At 44.7% G+C, this 22,979-nt stretch carries 21 protein-coding genes and 1 pseudogene; 4 read left to right on the top strand and 18 right to left on the bottom strand.

Translation table 11 applies throughout. The features are described from left to right. From J3352_RS13470 to J3352_RS13415, 11 genes and pseudogenes are all read right to left on the bottom strand, one after another. Window positions 1-178: pseudogene (locus J3352_RS13470) on the bottom strand (phosphoglucosamine mutase); the annotation flags it as partial. Between the two features lie 102 nt (window positions 179-280). Further along, complete coding sequence (locus tag J3352_RS13465; protein WP_156067531.1) at window positions 281-1,792, bottom strand: oligosaccharide flippase family protein; 1,512 nt, start codon at window positions 1,790-1,792, stop codon at window positions 281-283. Between the two features lie 561 nt (window positions 1,793-2,353). Continuing rightward, window positions 2,354-3,463 (bottom strand): glycosyltransferase, encoded by a 1,110-nt coding sequence (locus J3352_RS13455; RefSeq protein WP_156067529.1) that lies wholly within the window; start codon window positions 3,461-3,463, stop codon window positions 2,354-2,356. Window positions 3,464-3,669: 206 nt separating this feature from the next. Continuing rightward, window positions 3,670-4,764, bottom strand: coding sequence for an EpsG family protein (locus tag J3352_RS13450; RefSeq protein WP_197036555.1), 1,095 nt, complete (start codon window positions 4,762-4,764; stop codon window positions 3,670-3,672). A gap of 12 nt (window positions 4,765-4,776) precedes the next feature. Further along, on the bottom strand, window positions 4,777-5,676 hold the full coding sequence (locus tag J3352_RS13445) for a glycosyltransferase family 2 protein (protein WP_156067525.1): 900 nt from the start codon (window positions 5,674-5,676) through the stop codon (window positions 4,777-4,779). 3 nt (window positions 5,677-5,679) lie between these two features. Further along, window positions 5,680-6,843, bottom strand: a complete 1,164-nt coding sequence (locus J3352_RS13440) for a hypothetical protein (RefSeq protein ID WP_156067523.1) — start codon at window positions 6,841-6,843, stop codon at window positions 5,680-5,682. 6 nt (window positions 6,844-6,849) lie between these two features. Further along, window positions 6,850-7,593 carry a DUF2334 domain-containing protein gene (locus J3352_RS13435; protein WP_197036554.1) on the bottom strand — a complete coding sequence of 248 codons (744 nt, stop codon included), beginning with the start codon at window positions 7,591-7,593 and terminating at the stop codon, window positions 6,850-6,852. Between the two features lie 23 nt (window positions 7,594-7,616). Then, window positions 7,617-8,654 carry a glycosyltransferase gene (locus J3352_RS13430; protein ID WP_197036553.1) on the bottom strand — a complete coding sequence of 346 codons (1,038 nt, stop codon included), beginning with the start codon at window positions 8,652-8,654 and terminating at the stop codon, window positions 7,617-7,619. Beyond that, window positions 8,626-9,789: a glycosyltransferase gene (locus J3352_RS13425; protein WP_156067517.1), complete on the bottom strand. Its 1,164-nt coding sequence runs from the start codon at window positions 9,787-9,789 to the stop codon at window positions 8,626-8,628. Before J3352_RS13425 ends, J3352_RS13430 begins: the two co-directional genes overlap by 29 nt. Continuing rightward, window positions 9,786-11,159, bottom strand: a complete 1,374-nt coding sequence (locus tag J3352_RS13420) for a sugar transferase (RefSeq protein ID WP_156067515.1) — start codon at window positions 11,157-11,159, stop codon at window positions 9,786-9,788. The genes J3352_RS13425 and J3352_RS13420 overlap by 4 nt, the downstream gene beginning before the upstream one ends. Before the next feature lie 65 nt (window positions 11,160-11,224). Beyond that, entirely contained in the window at window positions 11,225-11,854 is a 630-nt protein-coding gene (locus J3352_RS13415) for a hypothetical protein (protein WP_242699978.1), read from the bottom strand. Window positions 11,855-12,136: 282 nt separating this feature from the next. Here J3352_RS13415 and J3352_RS13410 point away from each other — a divergent pair, with 282 nt between their 5' ends. Beyond that, window positions 12,137-13,087, top strand: coding sequence for a tyrosine-type recombinase/integrase (locus J3352_RS13410; RefSeq protein WP_242699977.1), 951 nt, complete (start codon window positions 12,137-12,139; stop codon window positions 13,085-13,087). Window positions 13,088-13,314: 227 nt separating this feature from the next. Here J3352_RS13410 and J3352_RS13405 read toward each other — a convergent pair whose 3' ends face one another. From J3352_RS13405 to J3352_RS13380, 6 genes are all read right to left on the bottom strand, one after another. Continuing rightward, a complete protein-coding gene (locus J3352_RS13405; protein WP_156067513.1) occupies window positions 13,315-14,583 on the bottom strand; it encodes an ATP-binding protein in 1,269 nt (422 codons plus the stop codon). A 123-nt stretch (window positions 14,584-14,706) separates the two neighbouring features. After that, complete coding sequence (locus J3352_RS13400) at window positions 14,707-16,521, bottom strand: DEAD/DEAH box helicase family protein (protein WP_156067511.1); 1,815 nt, start codon at window positions 16,519-16,521, stop codon at window positions 14,707-14,709. A 197-nt stretch (window positions 16,522-16,718) separates the two neighbouring features. Further along, entirely contained in the window at window positions 16,719-17,357 is a 639-nt protein-coding gene (locus tag J3352_RS13395) for a hypothetical protein (protein WP_156067509.1), read from the bottom strand. Between the two features lie 33 nt (window positions 17,358-17,390). Then, window positions 17,391-17,996 (bottom strand): hypothetical protein, encoded by a 606-nt coding sequence (locus J3352_RS13390; RefSeq protein WP_156067507.1) that lies wholly within the window; start codon window positions 17,994-17,996, stop codon window positions 17,391-17,393. A 172-nt stretch (window positions 17,997-18,168) separates the two neighbouring features. Beyond that, a complete protein-coding gene (locus tag J3352_RS13385; RefSeq protein ID WP_097772812.1) occupies window positions 18,169-19,596 on the bottom strand; it encodes a site-specific integrase in 1,428 nt (475 codons plus the stop codon). 21 nt (window positions 19,597-19,617) lie between these two features. Further along, window positions 19,618-19,866 carry a helix-turn-helix domain-containing protein gene (locus J3352_RS13380; RefSeq protein ID WP_097772813.1) on the bottom strand — a complete coding sequence of 83 codons (249 nt, stop codon included), beginning with the start codon at window positions 19,864-19,866 and terminating at the stop codon, window positions 19,618-19,620. Window positions 19,867-20,111: 245 nt separating this feature from the next. Here J3352_RS13380 and J3352_RS13375 point away from each other — a divergent pair, with 245 nt between their 5' ends. Beyond that, window positions 20,112-20,699 carry a helix-turn-helix domain-containing protein gene (locus J3352_RS13375; RefSeq protein WP_097772814.1) on the top strand — a complete coding sequence of 196 codons (588 nt, stop codon included), beginning with the start codon at window positions 20,112-20,114 and terminating at the stop codon, window positions 20,697-20,699. Window positions 20,700-21,235: 536 nt separating this feature from the next. Beyond that, complete coding sequence (locus J3352_RS13370) at window positions 21,236-21,484, top strand: DUF6061 family protein (RefSeq protein WP_097780442.1); 249 nt, start codon at window positions 21,236-21,238, stop codon at window positions 21,482-21,484. A gap of 312 nt (window positions 21,485-21,796) precedes the next feature. Here J3352_RS13370 and J3352_RS13365 read toward each other — a convergent pair whose 3' ends face one another. Next, on the bottom strand, window positions 21,797-22,411 hold the full coding sequence (locus tag J3352_RS13365; protein ID WP_243137869.1) for a PBECR4 domain-containing protein: 615 nt from the start codon (window positions 22,409-22,411) through the stop codon (window positions 21,797-21,799). Between the two features lie 280 nt (window positions 22,412-22,691). Here J3352_RS13365 and J3352_RS13360 point away from each other — a divergent pair, with 280 nt between their 5' ends. Continuing rightward, window positions 22,692-22,895, top strand: a complete 204-nt coding sequence (locus J3352_RS13360) for a DUF6061 family protein (RefSeq protein WP_242699976.1) — start codon at window positions 22,692-22,694, stop codon at window positions 22,893-22,895. Window positions 22,896-22,979: the final 84 nt, after the last annotated feature.

Genomic DNA, 22,979 nt, shown 5'->3' with positions numbered 1-22,979 from the left:
AGCTGGAGCGGCGGGTATCCTTGCCAATGACGATGCGGGCAGGCTCGTTGTTGCCATTGCGCTCCCGCAGTGCATTATAATACCAGCCCAGAAAACGGCCCACCTTGTAGGCGTGGTCGGCGGTCAGGTTCACACCGGCCTCGCCACGGAAGCCATCGGTTCCAAAGTATTTTCCCATTTTATTCTGCTCCTTATAATTCGTTTTTAGCGATTATTATACAATTTCCTAAAGCTGTTAAAAGCCACAATTAAAACGATAAAGAAATCCTTATAGGCATGTTCATAATTTTCGCTTTACAAATGCGAGAATCTGTTTTCTTTCTTCCGATGTCATAATAAACTTATATATCATACACACATAAATTGATACAAAAAGGAGAATTTGCATTCCAAGTTGAAGCAGTCCGGCGCTGTTCCAAGATATATACTTCTTTATCAAAAGTGCCAGAATCATTATTGCCATGGACGCTGCGATAACCTTAAAAGATTCTTTCCAGAATTTTACAATGTCAAGACTTGCTTTTTTCAGGTAATACCAGTTCATAATCAGTCCACTTGTAATGAACATCGACAGTCCCGTCGAGATTGCAGCACCGATGATACCGAAATACGAAGTAAGTATCACAGTAGTAACAACATTGATCATCGCACTTAACAGATAAATTTTTGCACGAAACCCGTACTGCTTTTTCACCTGCAAAATTGCCAAAGCAAGGTTCTGGGCGAGGTCAACCGAAAATGGAATCATAACCACAATAGCCACATAGTACGCTTCTGTATACCCTTCCCCAACCCATATCAAAAGGAACTCTTTACCAAACACAATAAACCCAGAAAGAATTAGCATAATGATCATAAATGTCACTCGCCCAACTCTCACAAAGAGATCCGATACTTTCTGGTTTCCGTTTTCTTCTTGATACAAGATGCTAACTTTCGGATAGAATACACTGGCAATTTGAGTACCAAACTGCATATACATCATATAAATCTGAGCGCCTACAGAATACACCGCTACAACTGCTGTACTAAAAAGTTTGCCCAAAATCACTTGGTCAGTTTTCCAGAAAATTTGATCTGCAATACATCCCAGTAGAATAGTAGCTGAAAGTCCAACAATTTCCCTAATGGCTTTTCGATTTTTTTTCTTCTTTACGATTTTTATTTTCAACTTGTGGGTCACATATAGGTATCGCATCAAGACGGTCAATACGTTGAGCACCACAATTACTGTCGAAACCGTAATCGCATACGGGATTTTTCGCACGCATAGAATTACAAAAAAAGGCTGTGCTACTTGAATTATAATAGCCAGCACCTTCAGAAATGTAAATTTTTCGTGCCCGGTAAGGATTGTTAAATAGACAGACCCTAACATGGTCACCATCATATTGGCAAAAAGCAAAAGCAATATTGCTGAACTTTCTTTCATTTCAGCCGCACTAAAAGAACTCGCATAGAAACGCCTAAAAGCAAAAAGTACAACAACGCCAACAATGGCCATCAAAACAGCCATCACTCTATATATGACTTTTGCCATTGACAATGTCACATCCGCAGCCTCTCTGTCTTGGCTCCCTAAGGCATTACAATAATTTCTCAGTACGCCCGTTGACATGCATGATTCAAAAACAGATATGTACGAGAAAAAAGAACCAACAATCTGATATAGTCCGTACTCGCTTTGTCCAAGATACCGTAGGAGAATTGGCACATAGATAACACTAACCGCAACGCTTAAAACCACTTGAATGTATGATAATATTGCACCTTTTTTTCTTTCACTCATCATTAATCATTGATCTCCAACCACGATTTGCAACAATGATTTTGTCACTCTCTCATTTTGATTACTTTAGCTGGATTTCCACCAACCACTGCGTTCGAAGGGATATCATGGGTAACAACCGCGCTGGCACCAATAACTGCGCCATTTCCGATTTTCACCCCCCTAAGATGATGACCCGACTCCCAATCCACACGTCATCTCCTATTATGATTGGGTGCATTTCAGAAAAGCCCTGGTCTATCATTGGAATATCTGTTCGCTTAATCTGATGATTTGTTGTATAACACATTAGCTCTGGACCAATCATTACATTATCACCGATAGTTACTTTTCCACTGATAATAGAATCTTCGCCAATTCCGGATCTTTTTCCCAAAGTAACCTGCTCACTCAATCGCACATTTTTCTCAATGTTAATATCTTTCTCAGTTTGTTCATTATTTCATCCGCAAAAACAAAATGCCCGAAATTTCCTTCCTATTTCACCAATTCTAAATGGCCCCACGCTGGTCCCAGACGCAGGCAGATGGCAAGCAATCACCTTGTATAAAACTTTATACAGAATCATTTTGATAGTACCTCATTATAGATTTTCCATACCGTCTCATAACATGCTGCTTCGCTCATGCCTTTTTCATCCAAAATTTCATTTGCCATTTTACTTCTTCCTAGCACCTTCGCCTTTTCTACCGCCTCTATCCAGCATTGAATCGGTTCATTTAGACTAACACTCAAAACACTATTCAATACTTTGACTTCCGGCTGAATTTTGTCTGAAACAACACATGGTAAACCATTTGCTTCTGCCTCCAGTAGGGATAGACCAAAGCCTTCACTTCTAGAAGGAAACATGAAAACATCCATTGCGTCTAAAAACTTTGTCACGCCCATCTGTTTTCCAGTAATAATGACATCTTCTTCTATTTTTAAATCTTTGGCTTGTTTTTTTAAATCCTGCTCTCGGTTCCCTCCACCGACTAACAAAACTTTTACAGGAATACGTTTTTCTTTTAGGATACCTGCAATGTCTAGAATCAGTTCCTGATTCTTCACACCATTAAGTGAACCCGTGTGACCAATCACAAAATCTGACTCCTTAAATCCCAACTCCTCACGGCAGCTGTTTCTTTCATCATCTGAATACCGATACCGATTGATTTCAATACCATTCGGAACCACTTTGCCAACTTCTCCAAAAGACTCTTGCCCATATAAATAATTTCCCGCAGCTTTACTGCATGCAATAAAAGCATCCGCGTGTCGTTGCATTAGTTTTCGCATACAAAGCATGTACAGCTTCATCGAAAGCGCTTCATCTTGTTGCAAAGCCACTCCATGCGAATGACATACCACTTTATTTATGCCTGCATCTTTTGCCGCCTTTGCAACAATTCCATTTGTTCCAGCCATGTGGCAATGGACAATATCATATTCTCTATGGGTTTCAAAAAATGCTTGCAGATTATTATATAGATTTATCTTCGTCTTGTCTGGCTCTGGAATATGGTAAATTTTTATTCCAGCTTTTACGAGATCATCCTCGTGATCTGATTTTTTTTCATCACAAATCAGGCAGCCACAGTCGCATTTTTCACTCAAGTATTGCAACATGTTTTTTACAAAGTTTTCTAATCCTCCGATATTCATTGTTCTTACAACTTGAAGTATTCGCATTTGTTGATTTTCCTTTCAACCACGTAGTTTACTTGATTACGTAAATATATCATTTAATGATAAGACAATTTGATATTATTCATATGCTTTTTTCACTCAACCGATAAAATGCATCAAATAAGAAGAACAATATAGACCAAAGTGTCACGCCCTATATATACGCTTAATTCCGGATTATACAATAACATAAGGAATCAGATTCTTTGTCAAAAAAGGAATTTATAATTTCTCATAAAATCAGCATTTACGTTCAAAAATCTCACAAATACAATAAAGAATACGATCAGGACTATGCTTGCCACAATTGCACGGTTCTCTTTTATCTTAAATATTTTTCTTAGTTTTGCCACTGCATAGTTATTTGCAATAGCAAAGTATTCTGTCATCCGCACAACCAGCGCTTGCGGAATCGATCCAATCAGAAAACCTATCACTCCAATATACAGATTTTTTTCAGAACCATCTTCCCTGTTCCGAGTGAATTCGAGATAGAGTAACACCACAAAGCACAATCTCAGAACAAAGTTTATGGCATTTGATGATTCCCCTGCTGCATTCAGATACATACTGTAACGTGTGTCGACATAATTTGCCATGAAGTAAAGAATATACGATATCAGCCTTTTTCCAGCAAAAAACACAGTCACGCCTATCAAAAGACTCCCTGGAACAATTTTTCGAGCCGGAAGTTTCCGAATCACCCACAACGCAATAATTGCCGCAATTGCAATATAGGCCGATGTATGAAGCAGTGTTGCCAAATATAGTAAAAGTGCTTTTTTTATGAGAGCGTTCTTTTTAAATTTATGTTCCAGCACAAACCAGACAACAAGATTTGCCAGATTCTGTCGCAATAGAACGCAAAAGAACCAAATCATTTGCTGTGAGAGATATGCAAACAAAAAAAGCCCCTTTTCTTGCTGTTTAAGCTGCATATCTTCTATGATCAAAATCAAAATCCCAAAACTCAACGTTACATAAACCACTTGAAAAAACTCATAGGTCGGTACAATTGTTTTTGTAATCGAAGCCAGTAGAGTAAATAGCCAGCCAAATCCCCATTCGTCCTGAATTTCTCTTTGAAACACGAAAGGATTCCACTCAAACTGCAATAAATTCGGCACTGCCGTGTGGAACCACTCCTGATATACCTGTGCGTCGCTTCCGCCTAAGTCTATATTACGAAATGCCATCAGAAACCATAGTCCTATAACGGCCGTTGTATACAACGCTTTTGATTGTTTTGGTCTACACCAAGCAGAATAGAACAATACGCAATCAATCACAAGAAAATAAATCACACCAAACCCTCATTATTTCAGATACTTTCTCTTCCAGTAACTGTATAGCATCATACCCGGCAAAGCAGTCAACATCATTCCCACCGGTCTGCCACTTGTCGAAAGCGTTTTCCCCAAAGAATACCCTGCACACCTTGCATAGACCCAGTAAAGCAGCATTTCTTTAACTCTTCTTCTAATGCAAACTCTATTGTCAAGATACATCCGGCAATCATCCATCATTCCCAATGGACATTTCATCCGCAGAGCACGTCCGCTTTTTGTCAAGCCACCTTCCAGATACTCACAAATGTAAATCGTTTTGTTTCGGTATACGGTTTTGTAGTTCATCGCCAATGTGTTCCAAAACCATCCCTCTGGAAAAAATCTTTCTCCCTGATAAACTGGAAACGGATTTTTTTTCAGGAGTACCGTCCTCACAACCTCGCAACGATCTCCTTTGATTTTTTGATTTACCCGATAATGGATGTCATCGTCAATGTAGACATCCTGTGCATTTGCAACACTCAGATGACTTCCATCCTTTTTCCCTCTAAAGTAACTCATACCGCAAATATCCGCACAATTTCTATATAAAGGCCATTCTTTTTCAACGGTTTCTATTGCGTCATCTGTCAAATAATCATCACTATCAAGAATCAGAACAACTTCACCTTTAATATATGCGTGAGCAAAATTCAGCGCAGTGTGCTTTCCTCCGTTTTCTTTTTTGTGGTATTCCCACTGAAACGGAAGATCATAGTTTTTTAGCTTCTCGAAAATTGAATCTGTGTCATCTGTACTTCCATCATCAATTACCAACCATTGAAAATTTGTGCTTGTTTGTCCGCAAAGGCTTTCAATCAATTTAGGAAGTGTTTTGGCACGATTGTATGTAGGAGTTAAAATCGTTACCATTATCGTATCATTCATATGTTACACTCCATGCCTCTTTATCAACTCTTTCAGTAAGTGCAAATACTGCGCAATTGCCGGACGCATATCTGGGGTATACCAAAGTGCAAAGGCCTTAGTCCTCTTTCTATCGCACAACCATTGTCTCAAGGTAATATTTCCACATACAACGTGCCTCAAGTCCAATGCTTCATCCATTGCATAGAAGCCTTCATTCATACATTCGATATTATAATTATTCAATTTTGTTTCTCCAAGTTTTTCCATGTACCATATTAGTGGATAATAAACATTCGTCTCCAACGCATAATAAACCGCCCCGGAATTTCTCCAATTCACTTCGTTTAAGTATATTTTCCCATTAGCTTCAAGTGCTTCAACATCAAAAAGGCCGTCGTATCCAATTTTGCGGAAAGCACTTCTTACTTTTCCGTAGAATTCGTCAACTGCTTGCTTATCTTCCAAACGTGAATAGCTACTACTTCCTCCAACAACAGGCCATACTCTAATTTTATTTAAATTAATCCAGCATTTCCTTGTTTCATGAATTGAGCCCGCCATCAAATACTCTGTATCATAATTCAGGTACTCTTGCACCAAAAATCGATGATAGCCTTTTTTTCGGAGTTCTTGGAGATATACTACGGTTTGAGTTTCTGTATCACATTTACGAATATCCGATTTTTCGCCCTCTGCACTGACAACCGGCTTTACGATGCATGGATAGATCATATCCTCCGGCAGTCGAATATCGTTCAAGTCCACCACACAGCTTTTTGCCATTGGAATTCCATAGGTTTGAGCAAATTCAACCTGTTTTTGCTTATCCATCAACTCTGCAATTTTTCCTTGCTGTCCACCAATGGAGGGCAACAAAAAGTGTTCCTTCAATCGATCAAGGTTCAAATCAATTTCTTCTGCTGCCCCATCCGAGTATGGAATAACAACAGGCTTTTCTTTCTCATTCTGAAAGGCATTCAAAAGGAACTCGACAATTTCGTCGTCCGATTTAATCACCCACGTTTTAGCCCAATATTTCGATTTTCGGACAAAACCATGCTCTGCGCCCTCGCCGACAATAATGCCATACGGTTTGATTCCATTTACACCAAAACTACGGGCCAAACCCAGCCCGTTGTGATGATTTCCTCCAATTAAAATCACCTTATTCTTCAAATCACCCATACACTTTTACTCCTTAGATCCCTTTATCCCTCTCAGGAAATAAATTGCGTGTTCTATTATTTTTCCAAGGATTCCCTGATTTTTTACAGAGTCATATTTTTCCATAATTTCATCCGCACTTCGAAACAGCGATGCGTATTTCTTTAAGAAGTCTTCCAGATATGCAAAGTCTTGTTCCTGCATATTATTAGGATGATAGACAAACGTATAAATGCCTTGCATTGGAAGCTTATGGGGTGTATCAAATAGCGTCGGTAGGAAATAAACGCCATCTCTTTGATACGGATGAAGGGCATATCCGTCCGAAATATACATAGGACACCCTTCCGTCTTCATCAATGCAATCGCCTTGACGGTTGCTTCATCATAGGTATGGCAAGGCGCAAAGAAACAGGTCGGCGTTAGTCCATGCTCTTTGAGTATCTGATATCCCTGCTTCAACATTTCATACTGTTCTGTGCTACTTTTCCCTGCCCATTCTGTTTTACTGGAATGTGAAAGCTGGTAGTATCCTCTGGGCTCGTGAAAATGCAGCTCGTGATGTAAACCATGCAATGCGATCGTCCAGCCTTTTTTCTGCCATTCACATGCTTTTTCCCAAAAGTTCTCATCTGCAACTGCAACAAAATCCGGATCACGATTTTCAGGAATCACACCGACGATCGGTCTGACTTTATATTTGTCCAGAATTCTTTCTACTCCTGCCCATTTTTCTGCATTCATCTGTGGGCATGCATCATCTAATCTCAAGCAATAATCCACCGGTGTTTTCCTCATCTTTCTATTGCCGCTTTATAAATTCTGCAGATATCATCTGCATACTTCTTCATGTCGGTGTACCTTCCGCTTTTCCGCATTGCATTTTTCGATTCAACCTCATATGTGGTATTGTCTTTCAACAGTTTTAGAAGTATTCTACTGTATTCATCTGTTGTCCTACATTTTGCTCCGCAGGATTCATCTATAATATTTTCCAGTCCACCAACACCACTGCACACGACAGGCTTGCCAAGACACATGCCTTCTACCGCTGCTAACCCAAAACCCTCCCAGATTGAGGGCATTACCATAATTTTTCCAGCATTTAGGTATGGATAAGGATTGCTTTGAAAACCAACAAGCTCGATTATATCTTCCAACTCGTGGCTACAAATGTATTCCTTGACCTGCGGCATCAGTTCTCCGTCTCCGATCATCCTTGCTGTAATGTTAGGAAACAGTCTCTTTACTTCACACACGATCTTGCAAAATTCCAACGGATTCTTCGGCAACGACATTCTGCCCAAATACACCAAATCCACCGGCTTGCAGTCACTTTTTTCCCGTGCTTTTTGACGGACATCTTCTGCATCTACCACATTACCAATAACAGTATTTTTATTTTTCATTAACCCACGGAAAATGTATTCATCTTCAACCGCTTTTGAAACACTGATAACCTGCCGTATTTTGGGTAACGCTAGTGCAAAGACTATTGACTTTACGCCAACTTTTTTCAACCATGGTGGATTGTTGTGCAGATGTGCTATCACTGGAATATCTCCAGCCGCCCATGCCGCCGTGCTTGCCATGGTAAAATCATGCGCATGGATAATATCCGGTTGCAGTTCGCCAACTGCTTTTTTCACCATCCGAACCGATGTTTCTTCCAACGGATAAAACCGATGTCCTCTATCTTCAACCACCTTACGAATGGGTCCATCCGTAGAGGCATAAATCATTTCAATATCCGGACACGCGTCCATAATAGTCAGCACAACATTTTCTGCGCCAGAATATTTATTACTTTTTAATAGATGTAAAACTCTCATTTGTCGTAGTACCTTCAATTGCAGCAGAGTAAATACCTTGCATCTGTTTGCTGACATTTTTAATATCATACCTTTTCAACATTTCCCGGTTCTGTGCACACTCTTGCTCGGTCTGCACACCATTCGCCGCATCTTTCAGCAATTGGCAGAGCGCACTTTCATCTGCTGGTTCAAACAGATATCGACTATTCTCCAACAAATCCACATTTCCACGAATACGGCTGGCAATGCACGGCAATCCTGTAGCCATCGCTTCCATTAACGAAACGGACAGTCCTTCTCGGAATGAAGGGAACACAAAGCAATCGCAGGCTCTTAGAATTTCGCTCACGTCGGTCCGGAAGCCCAACAGCTTCACCTTCTCAGAAATTCCCAATTTTTGTGCTAATTCAAAGTGCTGCTGCTTTAATTTTCCTTCGCCGCAAATCAGGTAATAGCTATTGGCGATATCTGCTTTTGCCAAGGCACGGATCACCGTAGAATGGTTTTTATTTTCATTCAGTTCCCCTACGGATATAAACACAAGCGCATCCTGCGGAATCCCCAGTTCCGCACGCTTTTTTGCTCGGTCAACCTGCACAGAAGAAATCTTCTTCACATCCACGCCAATGCCGGGCACATAGTATGCTTTCCCACGCAGAGGAAACTTTTGCGCTGCTGCAAAATCTTCTCGATTGATGGTGATCTGTGCATCCGTATAGCGGGCCAAGAAAGTTTCTGCTGTCTGATAGATGAGTTTGTTCTTTAGCGGGCAGCCCTTGTAAAAATGGAAGCCATGGGCGGTATAAAGAATCGGCTTTGTTCTGGTCGCATTGGCTGCAAGTCTTGCCAGAGCACCCGCCATCGGTGTGTGACAGTGTACCCCTGAGAATTTTTCTTTTACCATTAAATTTTTCAACTGGCGATACGCCTTAATATTTGCCGGAATATTATAAGGCGAGCGCACAAAGTCAATTTGATGCAAGATCACTCCGTTTTCTTGAATTATCTTTATCGCACCGGAGAACATATCCTCCTGCTGATAGTTTGTTGCATAGTGAACTTCAAATCCCATCAACTGCAACAATCTCACATCATTTAGTTCAAACTGCACCAAAAATCGGCTGTAATGAGCCACAATCAGAAATTTCTTCATTTCTTGCTCTCCTCACACTTTTCCTGCCCCATCGCCGTAGTTGCACCTTCTGCCACGCCCTCGGTACTTTCAGGCATAAACAGGATCTTCACGGTTGCCAGCATAATCTTCAGATCCTCAATCAGGCTGGGATGTGCAATGTACATCAGATCCATCTGCAGCTTATCGTAGGGGGTGGTATTGTATTTGCCGTACACCTGTGCATAGCCGGTCAGCCCCGCCTTGGCCTGAAGCCGCAATGCAAACTCCGGCATCTCTTCGCAGTACTGGGCGGCGATCTCAGGGCGTTCCGGGCGTGGACCCACAATAGACAGATCACCTTTTAGAATATTCAGCAACTGAGGCAACTCGTCCAAGCGGCAGGCTCGGATGATATGGCCGACCTTCGTGATACGATCATCTTTGTCACCAGTGGAAAGACGCGCCACACCGTCTTTTTCGGCATCCACACGCATGGAGCGGAATTTCAAAATCTCAAACTGCTTACCGTCTTTGGTCAGGCGAACCTGCTTGTAAAAAGCAGGACCACCATCGGATTTGACTGCAATAGCCGTAATCAGAAACACCGGACTCAGGATAACCAGTGCCACCAGCGAGATCACAATATCCATGGCACGCTTGACAAACAAGAACTCCGGGCTTGCCATGTAGCGGCCCACACGCAGCATGGGCAGATGGAACATATGCATCGGCTGAGCACCGCTCATAATCACATCGCCCACACGAGGGATCACGAACACATTGATACCCTGTCCCACACAGTATTTCAGGATGATATTGCGCTCATGACTGTGGACACCGCTGATGAACACGCTCTGCATTCCATCCAGCAGGCTCAGGTCGTTCAGGCATTCCTCAACATTCAAGGTCATCTTGACATCGTATTTTTTTGAAAGACCGTACTCATTGATGAGCTTTTCCAATCCATGACGAACATCATAAACGACTGCAGTCGGCTGGGCCTGAAATGTATTAAAGTACCATCCATGCGCCAACTTCGCCCAGATTGAGGCCATCAGGATCTGTCCGGCAATCGCTGCGATGCCCGGCAGAAGATTGCAGAGCCGCCGGGCCATCAGGCAGATGACGATGTACAGAATGCCATCGGTTGCCATGGCTGCCAGCACCTGTCCGTAGATCAACTCTGAAATGCGCTGCAAAGACATCCAGAACGCATCATAGACTTTACCTAACAGAAAGAACAACACCGCAAACAGACCGATCATGGCCCAGTTGCCCTTCCAACCAAACTTTGCATAGACCTGATACGAATAATACAGCTCCCAACAAAGTGCAAACGGAATTGTGATCATTACCAAATCGATGATTTTTACGATCTTCAACATCACATCATGCTGAAATTTTGACATAATACCCCAATAACTCCTTTAGCTTTTTGCATTTTTCACAACTTCTTTGACCCACTTTGAAGTAACTACTCCGGGTCAAACGACCGACTACACCAACCGATACCTTCTCCCGTTTTATGGTCAGCTAAGACATTCAGACTTTCGCCTTTCCTCTTAGGCTCTTGTGCCAACTTCAGCCGGTCACTGGTGTCCGTTTTAAAGTCCGCAAACGCCTTGTCCGTATTCGGATCATTGGAGTAGGCTTCGTACACCACATCTGGGTTGACCCCTGCAAACCACTCCGGCACATGGGACACCATCTCGTCCATGTGTTCCTTGCCGACGCAGAACACGATGTACTTGCCGGATTTGTTTGTGATATGATGTTCAAAAACCTTATCTAATCCATCTGTCTGTTCCAAGGCACGGCGCAGGGCATCCAGATACTTTTGATTCGCATCCTGAATGCCGGGAGAGCGTAAATTGTCCACCCGCGTCTGGTAGCGAGCCAAGTCTTTCTGGTACTGATAGACGGTGGTCACATAGTTCGGAGCAGGCAAAATACCCCTGACGACTGCTTCGCCAAGGGTCATCTCACTTGCAATATGTCCATCGAAATGCTCTTCAAACACATCACGGTCATTATCCAGATATCGGACGTTTGTTGCTGTCAGTCCTAGAAGTTTTGCGTCAGAGCATAACTTTAATAAAGCCACCTTGTTCACCCCTTTCCGCAATTCAGGGGTATCCTTCACATGGAAAATGGAGGATACCGTTCCTTTGACATCATTGTCTATAATCTCATCTTATTTTATCATGGTTATATCTGGGATTCAATAGAAATCATCATAAATGTATCACATTTGACCCTGAAAAAACATCACGAAGGCCGGATTGTTTTTGTGTCATGCCCAGTTCTGTATAATAATTTCAGCTGTAAACGAAGAATGAGAAAATAAGGGGTCAGATGAGGGTCTAAACAGCAGGAGGAAACAGCGATGGCGCGACGGGGAGAAAACATTCGCAAGCGTAAGGACGGTTGGTGGGAAGGCAGGTACATCAAGGCGCGCACACCGGAGGGAAAGATCCAATGGGGTTACGTTTACGGAACGGCCTATGCGGAGGTCAAACGGGTACTAATCCAGAGAAAAGCGGAGGCGGGGTTCTACAACCTGAATCGAACTGACCTGACCTTTGAAGCACTGGCCGAGGTATGGCTGCATTCCCTGCGGAACAGTATAAAAGAATCCACCTATGCGCATTATTCGTACACACTGCACAAATATCTTCTTCCGATTTTGAGCAAAGTGCCCGTTGCATCTCTTGAGGAGAGCTTTCTGGAGCAGACCATGCAGCAGATCATCACGCCTACAGATGCGTCACACAAGCCACTGGGAAACTCCTCTGCCCGGGAATGCCTCTCGATGCTGCGACGTATCTGCAAATATGCTGCTCATTTACGTCTGATTCGTCCAATGGAGCTGGAAGTTGCGTTGCCAAAAGTCCTCGACAAAATTTCTGCGCCTCTCTCCCCGGCGGAACAGCAGCGACTTCATCAATATGTACAGGCGAACCCCACGCCTCGCAAGATCGGCATACTACTGGGGCTGGAATTGGGGCTCCGAATTGGTGAGATCTGCGGCCTGCAATGGGGCGATTTTGACCTGAAACTCGGCACGCTGAACATCAATCGGACTGTCTGCCGAATTTCCTGTGGAAACGGTCATACAAAGGTAGTCATTCAAACGCCTAAAACCCGCACCTCCCGCCGGGAAATTCCCATCCCAAAGCAGCTATCGCTGATGCTGAAAAAGCTGCGCGGAAGCGCCAGCAATGCTGCATGGTTCCTGTCCGGCAGCGAGTCCAAGCCCACCGAACCCCGCTGCTATCGGAAAAGCATCAAAGGAAATCACTCTAATTTCTCCATTACTCAAGATACCGCTTTTTAGTATTCCTCTTTTTTTGCAGAAGGGTACACAACTGCTTTATTTTATGCTAAAAGACCCCTGCCTACGCAAAGGCAGAGGTCCGATTTTTTCATAGTCTGGGGAGAATACTCAACTTTCCGATTTCACAGAATGCGCACGGCCTTCCAGATTTTTAACTCCCCCCGGTCACCTGTCACCATAAGACCCGAATAAATGGAAATGCAAGAGGCTGCATTCCTTATCCGCCATCAGCACTTCAACAAGAACTTCATCAAAGGCACAACCTCGATCTTAACGTCAGAGTCATTGATGATTTTTTCTTCTTCATACGTCACGATCACATAACGGTGCGTTTCTGTCGTGGTGGCTGCAAATTTTTTCAGATTTCCGACTTCGCGCTCATAGGCATCCCCCTGAATGGAATACGCCACCTGAACGACCTGCCTTGCCGACGGAATATAAAAATCAATGTCGATTCCAGTCTTGGGAGATTTCAGATAAAATACGTCTTGCGGATGGTTCTGCGTCAGATAAACCGCAACCGCATTCTCCAACAGTGACGGCTTCTTATCATCCAAAAACAGGTTCAGCAAACCATTATCACTGAAATAGTACTTCGGGTTGCTTTCCTTCTCTGCAAATCTGGCGTAATAATTCTGAACGCTGAAGATCAGGTAAGCATCCTTTGCATACTGAATGTAGTCGATGATGCTTTCCTTTCCCACTGAAATACCGATGGATTTCAAAATACCATGCAGCTTTGTGTAGGAGATTTCGCTCTTAACAGATTCTGCCAGCTTCTTCATCAGAATTTTGATGGCATAGTCATTCCGAATACCATTCCGTGTAATGATGTCACCGAGAAGAATCTTCTGATAGACGCTGGAAATGTATTCACGCTTTGCCGTGTACTGAATCGCCTCCGGAAAGCCTCCATACTGCAAATATTCCGCGCAATAACTCCGGATGCGTCCATTTGCCTTGGTTTGGAGCAGTGCTCTGGTATCATGGGGAACATTCTGTGCAGTCAGGTATTCGTCAAAGTCATACGGAGTAACGTATTTCGTCAGATAGCGTCCGCCCAGTGTTGTAGAGATTTCTCGGCTTAACATGCTGGCATTACTTCTCGTCACATAGACGTGCTCCTTGGCATCTGCCATCCGACGGCAGAACTTTTCCCATCCCGGAACGATCTGAATCTCATCGAAAAAGAAGTAACCCCGTTCTGCGCTCAGTTCGCTTTGCACAGAGAGAATGTCATTAAAATCCTCTTTCTGGAACTCAGAGAGCCGCTCATCCTCAAAGTTGATGTAAATAATCTGTTCCCACGTAACTCCCTTTGCAACCAGGTCCTGTACAATTTTGAACAGCAATGTGGACTTTCCAGCCCGGCGCAGTCCAACCAGAACATAGTTGGCATTCGGTTCAAAGCTATACGATGGACGGGCTACAATGTCAGCATTTTGGATCAGTTCGTGCTGATCGTAGATAATATTCTTCAGCAGATCGTGGTTCATAGCAGTTCCTCCCTCCGCTCGTGTTGTCTATTATATAAGACATTATATCACATTCCTTGTTCTACATGTAAGACAAAAAAAGATTTTTTGCGTCATTTTTTGTCGTGTATTATATTATTTATATTACAAATTCTGACGCATCTCAATCAATTTCCAATACATTGTCTGATAATTTTCGCCGCGCCTTCTATCTCTGTCACTCACAATTTTGACTTCATACCCTTGAAGCCAGTCATTCAATTTCACTTGTCCTGGCATTCTATCGTAATAGCGTTCAATATATCCAAACTTTATAATTTCTGCTGTCATTTCTTCTGGATTCATCGGTTGACTCAAATGCGCATAGAGCCACTCTTCCAGATCCTTAAACCGATACGCTTTGATTGGCTGGTGCAGGTCGAACATCGCATACTTCATAAAAGCCTCCGGGTAGCTTTTCATCCCCATAATGTCATACAGCATCTCGAGATCATTCTTCACCTGCCTGACACCAAGCGGGTTCAGATGGTATCCTGTCACCACATTATGTTCCAGTATTTTGCTCTTATCGATGCGCTTCTGGATTACTTCCGGGGTGTCACTGTGCAGATACTTGTCAAATTCTTCTTCGCCTGCTATATACGCCTGTGCCGGTTGATATTTTGTCAGCAGCATATTTCGAAACTTTTTCAGGCCGCTGTTTGTGCCCCAGTACCAGTCAAGGCCATAGTCCCGAAAGTAAACAGTGCAGGTATCGTCCGCATCCAAAGTTCTCTTGCGTCCAAGGGACTGAGCTATTTCGAGAGGATGCCACTGATCAATAAAAATGTGCTTCACCGTACGGTCTTTGATGCCGATACCCACCCCCATAGCCTTTGTCGTGAACAGAATATCTTTCAGCTGCCGACCATCTTTTACACAACATGATAAATCACTGTATTTCTTCTGATATCTTTCGTTGTAAGGTGAACAGTAATACCCGGCGGCATCCCCGAAGATTTTCTCCATCTCCACCAGATCGTCGCCCATTTCCACGAACACAATAGCCTTTTCACCCGCCGGGAGGTTCTTCAGGATCGCCACCAGATTATAACGAGCGTAGAAATAGGCTGCCTTGACATGTTCATAGCTCTGGGGCAGCCTGTAAATATGTTCAGGTGAAGTTGGACCTCCTTGTTCCTCTATAAGCTTCCATGTATCCTGCCCTGTTGCGCTCATGTAGACGACGGTATGGTCTTTTTCTGCTACCAGAATCGCTTCCAGTGAATAGTGGGTGTTGATGTTGAACGAGGAAAACTCGGACCAATAGTGACACTCATCCGTCACAATGATCCTGTGATGCGCCAGTAGTTCTGCCAATTCTTTTTGATCCTTTTCATCGCCCCGGCAGAGCTTTTCCATATGCTGGTAAGTTTCGATTGTCAGGACATCCTTGTACAGGTCCCATTCATTCACCATCTCTGATCCAAAAGCAGCTAAGGCTTCCTCTTTGCGCCGACTTCTTAGCTCCTCTTTTAGAATCGTCAGCGAGCAGAGGTACAGAATGCGATTGCTGTTGTCCCCATGCAACATTTGGTCCACCGCCCAGCCAGCCATCTTCCGGATAATAAACTCGCTCTTGCCACAGCCCGTTCCCATATCCAGAATAACCCTTCCATTTCCCCAATGCTGAAATTCATCACCAATCATCTCAGATGCATATGACCATCGCATAGTTTCCGCCGGGATCAATTCCAACTGCTGTTTTGGAACGACCTCCGGCTTGTTCTGTTCGGACTCCGCGTTCAGCCGCTCCAGTTCTTTATTCACGGCCTTAGCTTGTTCCGCCTGCTCCTTCTGCTCTTCTTCAGTCAGTGGCTCTTCCTCGCATTTACGCTGATATTCCTCATATTCGCAAGTTCCATTCTGTTCATCCAAAAGCTTCAGGAAAAAGCCTCCAAATGGCATTCTTGTCTTCATATTGTAGTGCCTCCTCTATATAATAAAAAAGCACATAGCCCAGCCGCTCTGCCAGACCATGTGCGGGGTACAATCATTTCTTGATAAATATCCCTGTATCTGTTAAAATAGAGGTAGGAAACTGTCTGGACAACATTATCCCACTTCTATCGCCGCTCTGCCTGTCGCAATCAGGCAAAGCGGCTTTTATTTTGGGGTCAAAAGGGCCACTCATCTTCCATATCGTCGGATTCATAAACCCACTCCAGCTTATCCTTATCATCCATCTCCTCCAAATCCAGATCTTCATGTGGGCAAAACCATATTCCCGAAAAGTTCCTGCCCATGAAATCACAGTACGAATCCCATGCCTCTTCATCATTGTACGTGGACAGCCTATCAATCGTATCAAGTGCCGCCAACAAATGATCTCGTCCGCTATCCTCGTCCAGTCCGATTGCCTCCAGTTCTTCTTGACCCATCTGCTCGATATACCCTTTTACGATTCTCGTGTATGCAGGAACCCTAGACCGTTTCGGTTCTTCATCCAGGGACTCATTTTCACACAAAGGCATCTCTTCATCGCATGATCTGCATCTAATCAGAAGCACGGCTTCGCCGTCGTCATTTATTCCTGGTACAAGGAACACTTCCGTATCTGCCTCTTGCTTTGGTTTATCACCCAACCGCAAGGTCACACCTTCACAAAGCGGCCTGTTGCCAACAAGGGGTTTGATGCACTCGTTATACACCAAAGCTTTTCCTTCCAACGTATTTTGCAGCGCCCACCGAGCATTCATTTCATTCTTAGGGCCAGATGTGCTGATAGTCATCGTATTATTATAGTTGTATTCCATAGTAGCTCTCCTTTACAATTGCCTTTTCTATCATCACTTGCTCCATAACAGGTTCCATCTGGACGGCTTACGGTGTTCAGCTTCAAGGGAAAGTTTCACTCCCGGAAAATTGGTATCCATAAAGTCCCAGAATTCTTCTTCTGCCGCTTCCTCACTGTAATCTGCCAGCATATCGATCATTTCGATTCCCAAACCAAGCCGATTCTTGCCTTCTTTTTTATTGTGCCCCATCAACATCAACTCGTTGTCTGTCAGGTTCCAGATAAATTGGTACATTACGGCGATATAGTCACGCAGCGTATAGTGCTCCTTGGCTGGTTCAATTCCAAGTTCCATCGTATACGCCGGTTCATCCGCTTCTTGCTGTTCCTCATTCGCTGTAGTGCAGCAAATTTCCAGCGCGGGTGTACCGTCCACATCCAGCGCCGGTGTAACATACAAATCCGTCCCTTCGCTCAGCATCAGCCGGAAGCCCTTGCTCACCGTAGAATCCGCTTCGCTGGGACAGAGGCACCCACCTAAGAATGTTGTCTTTCCGGACAGAGCGCTATTCAGAATGAATGCCGCCTCCTGCTCTTCTTCGGGAGTTTCAGCATGAACCTCCACACCGTCCATATTGCCAAAATACACATCTAACATAATCGTACTCCTTTATCATTTCGTTGCCCCACAAGGGCGATATTTTCAAAGTCAGCTATACTCCCGGCGGAGCACGTCCTTTACCCTACATTCCACTCATCCTACAATATCCTCCTGAATATAACCCCAGCAGTTAGTTTTAACTAATTTCAAGTGGTAAACTTTAAAGACCTCATGCATGAGCTTTTTCCCGAATCTTGATGACACCTTCCAGCGCATCGGCAGCAGCTGCATCAGCACTTTGGATGGCTGACGCATAGAAGTTCAAGGTCGTGGATGTTTGTGCATGGCCCAACCGACCCGAAACCGTTGTGATTGGTACATGAGCCGCAATCAGCAAGCTGGCGTTGGTATGACGCAGGCTGTGGAAGTGGACTGCGGGGAGACCGTGCTCTTCCAAAAAACGCGGAAACCATGTTGAGACCGTTTCCGGGTCCAGCGGTTCCCCATTCCATCTGGTAAAGAGCATGTCATTGTCTACGACCTTGCCATTTTCAATCGTCACTTTCCGTGCCCACTTGGACCCGATTCGAAGCCTCTCCTGAATTTGGTGCTGTCGGTACTCCTTCAGAAGTTCCAGGCAGTCTGCGCCGATGCGGATGTACCGCCGGGAACGCTTGGTCTTGGGTGATGTGAATACGATTCCTTCTGCGGGGATGAACTGCACCGTCCGTTTAATGGACAATGTCCCCTTTTCGAAATCGATGTCCGACCAGCGCAATCCGCAGATTTCGCCTCTTCTGGCACCCGTCAGCAAGGCCAGCTGTGTGATCACACTAAAATGTACCGGTGCACCAGCAAGCGCCTCCAAAAGCCTGGCGATGTCCTCTTCGTCCAGCGTCTCCACATCAATTTCTGAAGCTTTCGGACGTTCTGCTCGTGCGCAGGGATTTTCGTTGATCAGCCCCCACTGAACCCCTTTCCGGAATACACTGGACAGCATGGCGTGATAGTGCAGGACGCTGTTGCTGTTCAGTTTTCCACCTTTTTTCGGGTGCTCGTTGAAAGCTCTGGAAACAGCCAGTCCCACTGCGGCAGATACCTTTTCGGCAGTTCGTTTGCTGACACCCTTGCCCGCATAGACCATCCTCATTGTATCCTGACCCACTCCGGCTTCTTTTGCCAGTGCTCCACGTGTTCCATGCGGCAGCAACTTGAGCAGAGCAGCGGTCGCCGTAAAAGAACTGTCCTGCCGGATGCCCTTCTCTTCGAGATTATCGTAGAACGCCATCAGGTGCGCTGGTTTTATTTTGGACACCTTCAGGTGCCCCAGACCGGCGGTGATCCTTGGTCTCATCCTTTTATAATCGTACAAGGTCTTGGGCTTGAGATGCTTGTTGGCGTACTCCTCAAACCACCGGTCAATGAGATCGTCCAGCAGCATATCCGAGTCCAGTGCCATGCCGTTCGTGACTTGCTGTTCAAACAGCATCGCCTGCTCCTGCACCCACTTCTCGGCTTTCTTCTTGCCCATCCCGGCGGGCGGCGTTACGGTCTTGCACCGGGTGATGACCTTGTCTGACTGAGTTCGGCCACTGTACACCCGGATGGTATAGGAAACTGTCCCATCCTTCTTCTCTCGTCTCGTAACCTGAGCCACGAGAATCACCCTCCTTCCTTATTAAGAAATGATGCGGCGGACCCCGTTGACGACCTGCGGTTCCTGTTCGACCGGATCACCCTGCGTAAAGTACTCTGCCAGCGTGTCCACGTTGACCAGCCACTTGCGCGATGATATAATGGTATAGCGAATTTTACCCATCCGGCAAAGTTTGCGGACGTAAGCGGGTGAAACCCCAAACCGAGCTGCGGCTTCTTTCACCGTAGCCATGGTGGGGTAGTGGATGGGGTACTCGATTGTGTTCGTCATGGTTTTGAACCTCCCGTTTTATTAAAGGTATGCATCGGGAGCCGAACAGCGGTGATTGAGACCGCAGCTGTCCGACCAGATTGCTTCCTTCGATATCATTGTAGCACAGGCCTGTTTTGTCGTCAAGTTTCAATTTCATTAAATTAAAAAAGATTTTCCGGTATGGTTTTGGCCTTAAAAATGTAAGCAAATATCAGAATCATACCGTTTTACATTTAGTTTTATCTTCAGAGGGAGAAACAACGATGAGTAATGGGGAGTTAATCCGGCAAGCAAGAAAGAGAAAGAACTGGACCCAGGGAGATCTTGCGAAGGCTCTTGGAATCACCCACGTCAATGTTGCGCAGTGGGAAAATGGCACAAGAAATCCAAAAACAGAGACCCTTGAACGGATAGCCGAGGCCCTGGACATAGACCCTCTCGATTTAATGGATGGAAACGAGAGACTGTCCTATATCGAACAGTTTGGGTCTACAGCAAATAGGATACAAAATGCCATACAGGAGCTACTGGAAATTTTACAGGTCAAGAAAGAAGATGCTGAGTTCTGCGGTGGATTTGTAACATCCACATGTAAAAGGAAATGGACTTTGGACGCTTTGGATGAAATCGCTCCCAAAAACCATGTTTCTAAAGAGCAATTACGTGCGGAACTTGGACTAGATAACAACCGTATAGATTTTAATGACAAAGAAGACTGGTCTCAGCAAGAAAAAATCGTACAAGAGATTGGTCATATTTTGAAAAAGATGAACGCTACAGGTCAAACTGCAGTCCTCCGTCATGCTAATGAACTGTCTAAAATCCCAGACTACCAAAAAAAGGAGCACTGACCACCATAAGGCCACCGTGTTCCATCACAATTTTTGTTCCAAATTTCACTTTTCACCGGCCTGATTTTATTTGATGGTTCGTTCATTGTCCACGGCTCTTGCTCTCACATTTTTGTATCTGTCGCAAAAATGTCGCAAAATCCGGCCAGAAAAGTTCAATAAAGCAAAAAGAAAAGCCACGATTCAAACCGTCTTTTGAACGATGAATCATGGCTTTTTCTTTGGTGCGCTCGAGGGAACTCGAATCCCTGGCCCTCTGATTAAAAGAATCCAAGGCGCATCATTCGTCAAATTCCAAAAGTTCGAAGAAGCGTCATTTTCATCGTATCATCGCAAAACACGCCTTTGCACACACCGCATTGTTTGCATACAGTGTAATACTTTGCAACCGTTATCCAGCTATTCAGGTGTGCAAAAAGTGTGCAAAAATGTGCAGACGGGCAAAACAAAGCCCAATGGACAAATCAACCACCGGTTTTATGGCAGGGTTTAGGACATCCGAACAGACACCGTTTGATATAGAAATGAGGTTCACCATGAACAAACTGCTTTCCTGCCGCTTCAATATGGACACCAACCGGGTGGAAGCCCGGTTCGAGGATGGCACCACTCTTGCCATCGACTGCATCGCCGTGGAGGACGAGTACGGCAGCACCCCGGCACAGCGGGCAGAGCTGGACTGGCTGCTGTATAATAAGCCCTTGGAGTACGCCCAGCTTGTGCTGGGTGGAGAGATAGAGCGTTATCTGTCGCTTGGCTGCGACCATGGCAGACTGGAAGATTGATTACCTTGAAAGGCCATTGCCATTTGAGTACCAATCGAATATACTATAAACAGGAGAGCGGACGTCACTCCGCTGGTGTGGCTGACACTTAAAATCCGATTTGATGCAAGACGTAGGGGCTTGAGGCTGGCGGGCAGCGATAAAACCCGAAAGCGATGCAGGACATAGGAGCCTGAGGTTGGCGGACAACGATAAAGTCAGTCGCAAGGGACATTGGACAGCACCACGGTGTTGTAGATGTCCCTTTTATTTGCAAAGAAAATGATACCCACCCGCCCATGGTTTTTCCATGAGTGAGTGGGCATCGTTTTGTTAATCGAGATTCTTCGGCAAGCGGTCATATAGAATCACCGTATCCTGCGTTTCAATATGTACACGCTCTTTCTTCAGAAGCGTTCGAGAACGTTGGTTTGCACGGTAGTCACGGCCACTTTCTTCAAAAGCAGAGCAGCACAGAAAGTCACATACCGCATTGCCAGAGGGGGATTCCCGGATAATGAACACAAAGGCAGTTGGTTCAATCCGGCTGGAAATCAGGTAATCCGCTTTGATTTTGGTCACGAACGGATAAAACTGGGGCATATAGGAGAACAAATCGAACTCCTGTTCCAGTATTTCTTTCAACCGCACCAGTGCCAGCAGACGCGGTTTCACATACCCCTGATAGAGCGTACCCTTCTTTACCTTGTCGTAGGTGATCTTATCAGACAGAATCATATCAACCGTCTTGCGTGGACTATACCGGGGCAAGGCGATGTCTTTCAGGTAGTGGAACCCAGCAAGGTGAGGGAAGTCCTCTGGTGAAAATGTCAGCCTGATCTCGTGCAGTTCACCCTTATAGCCGTAGGTGAAAACATAGTGGTACTCGGTCAGTTCTTTCCAGACTTCTGCTGCCCGATACAAAATATCCTGCTGTTCGTCCTGCACATTTTCACCTTCCCTCAAAAAAATAGAAGCCCTGCCGAAAGGCAAGGCTCCTATTAAGCGTTTTCTTTCGATTCATCGAATCTATTCGGCTTGTGGTTCACGCTCAACCCACGGTCTGGCTCCACAATCGGCTGATACCGAACCAGTCCACTGCTTCATCGCCACCGATAGCTGGTCAATGCCGCTATCCTCTAGCTTTATTATACCACAAAAGGACGTAAGTTCAAGCACTTAAATTTAAAAACACTCAATCATATTATATGCTAAAGGGGTTTGGCCATTGCTACGTTTGCGAACGTCATACACCACTCTTGCCATCGACTGCATCGCCATGGAGGACGAGTACGGCAACACCCCGGCACAGCGGGCAGAACTGGACTGGCTGCTCTACAATAAGCCCTTGGAGTACGCTCAGCTTGTGCTTGGTGGAAGGATGGAACGTTATCTGTCGCTTGGCTGTGACCACGGCAAACTGGAAGGTTAAGCCCTTATAAAGAACCCGATGCCCACCGGCCTATGGTTTTCGCCATAAGCTGGTGGGCATCTGTTGTTCTGGTTTATAATTCAC

The sequence above is a fragment of the Faecalibacterium sp. Marseille-Q4164 genome (assembly GCF_017377545.1).
In the GTDB taxonomy this organism is placed as follows: Bacteria; Bacillota; Clostridia; order Oscillospirales; family Ruminococcaceae; genus Faecalibacterium; species Faecalibacterium duncaniae.
Note: the sequence above shows the minus strand (reverse complement) of the source record. Positions and strands in the feature narration are given on the sequence as shown.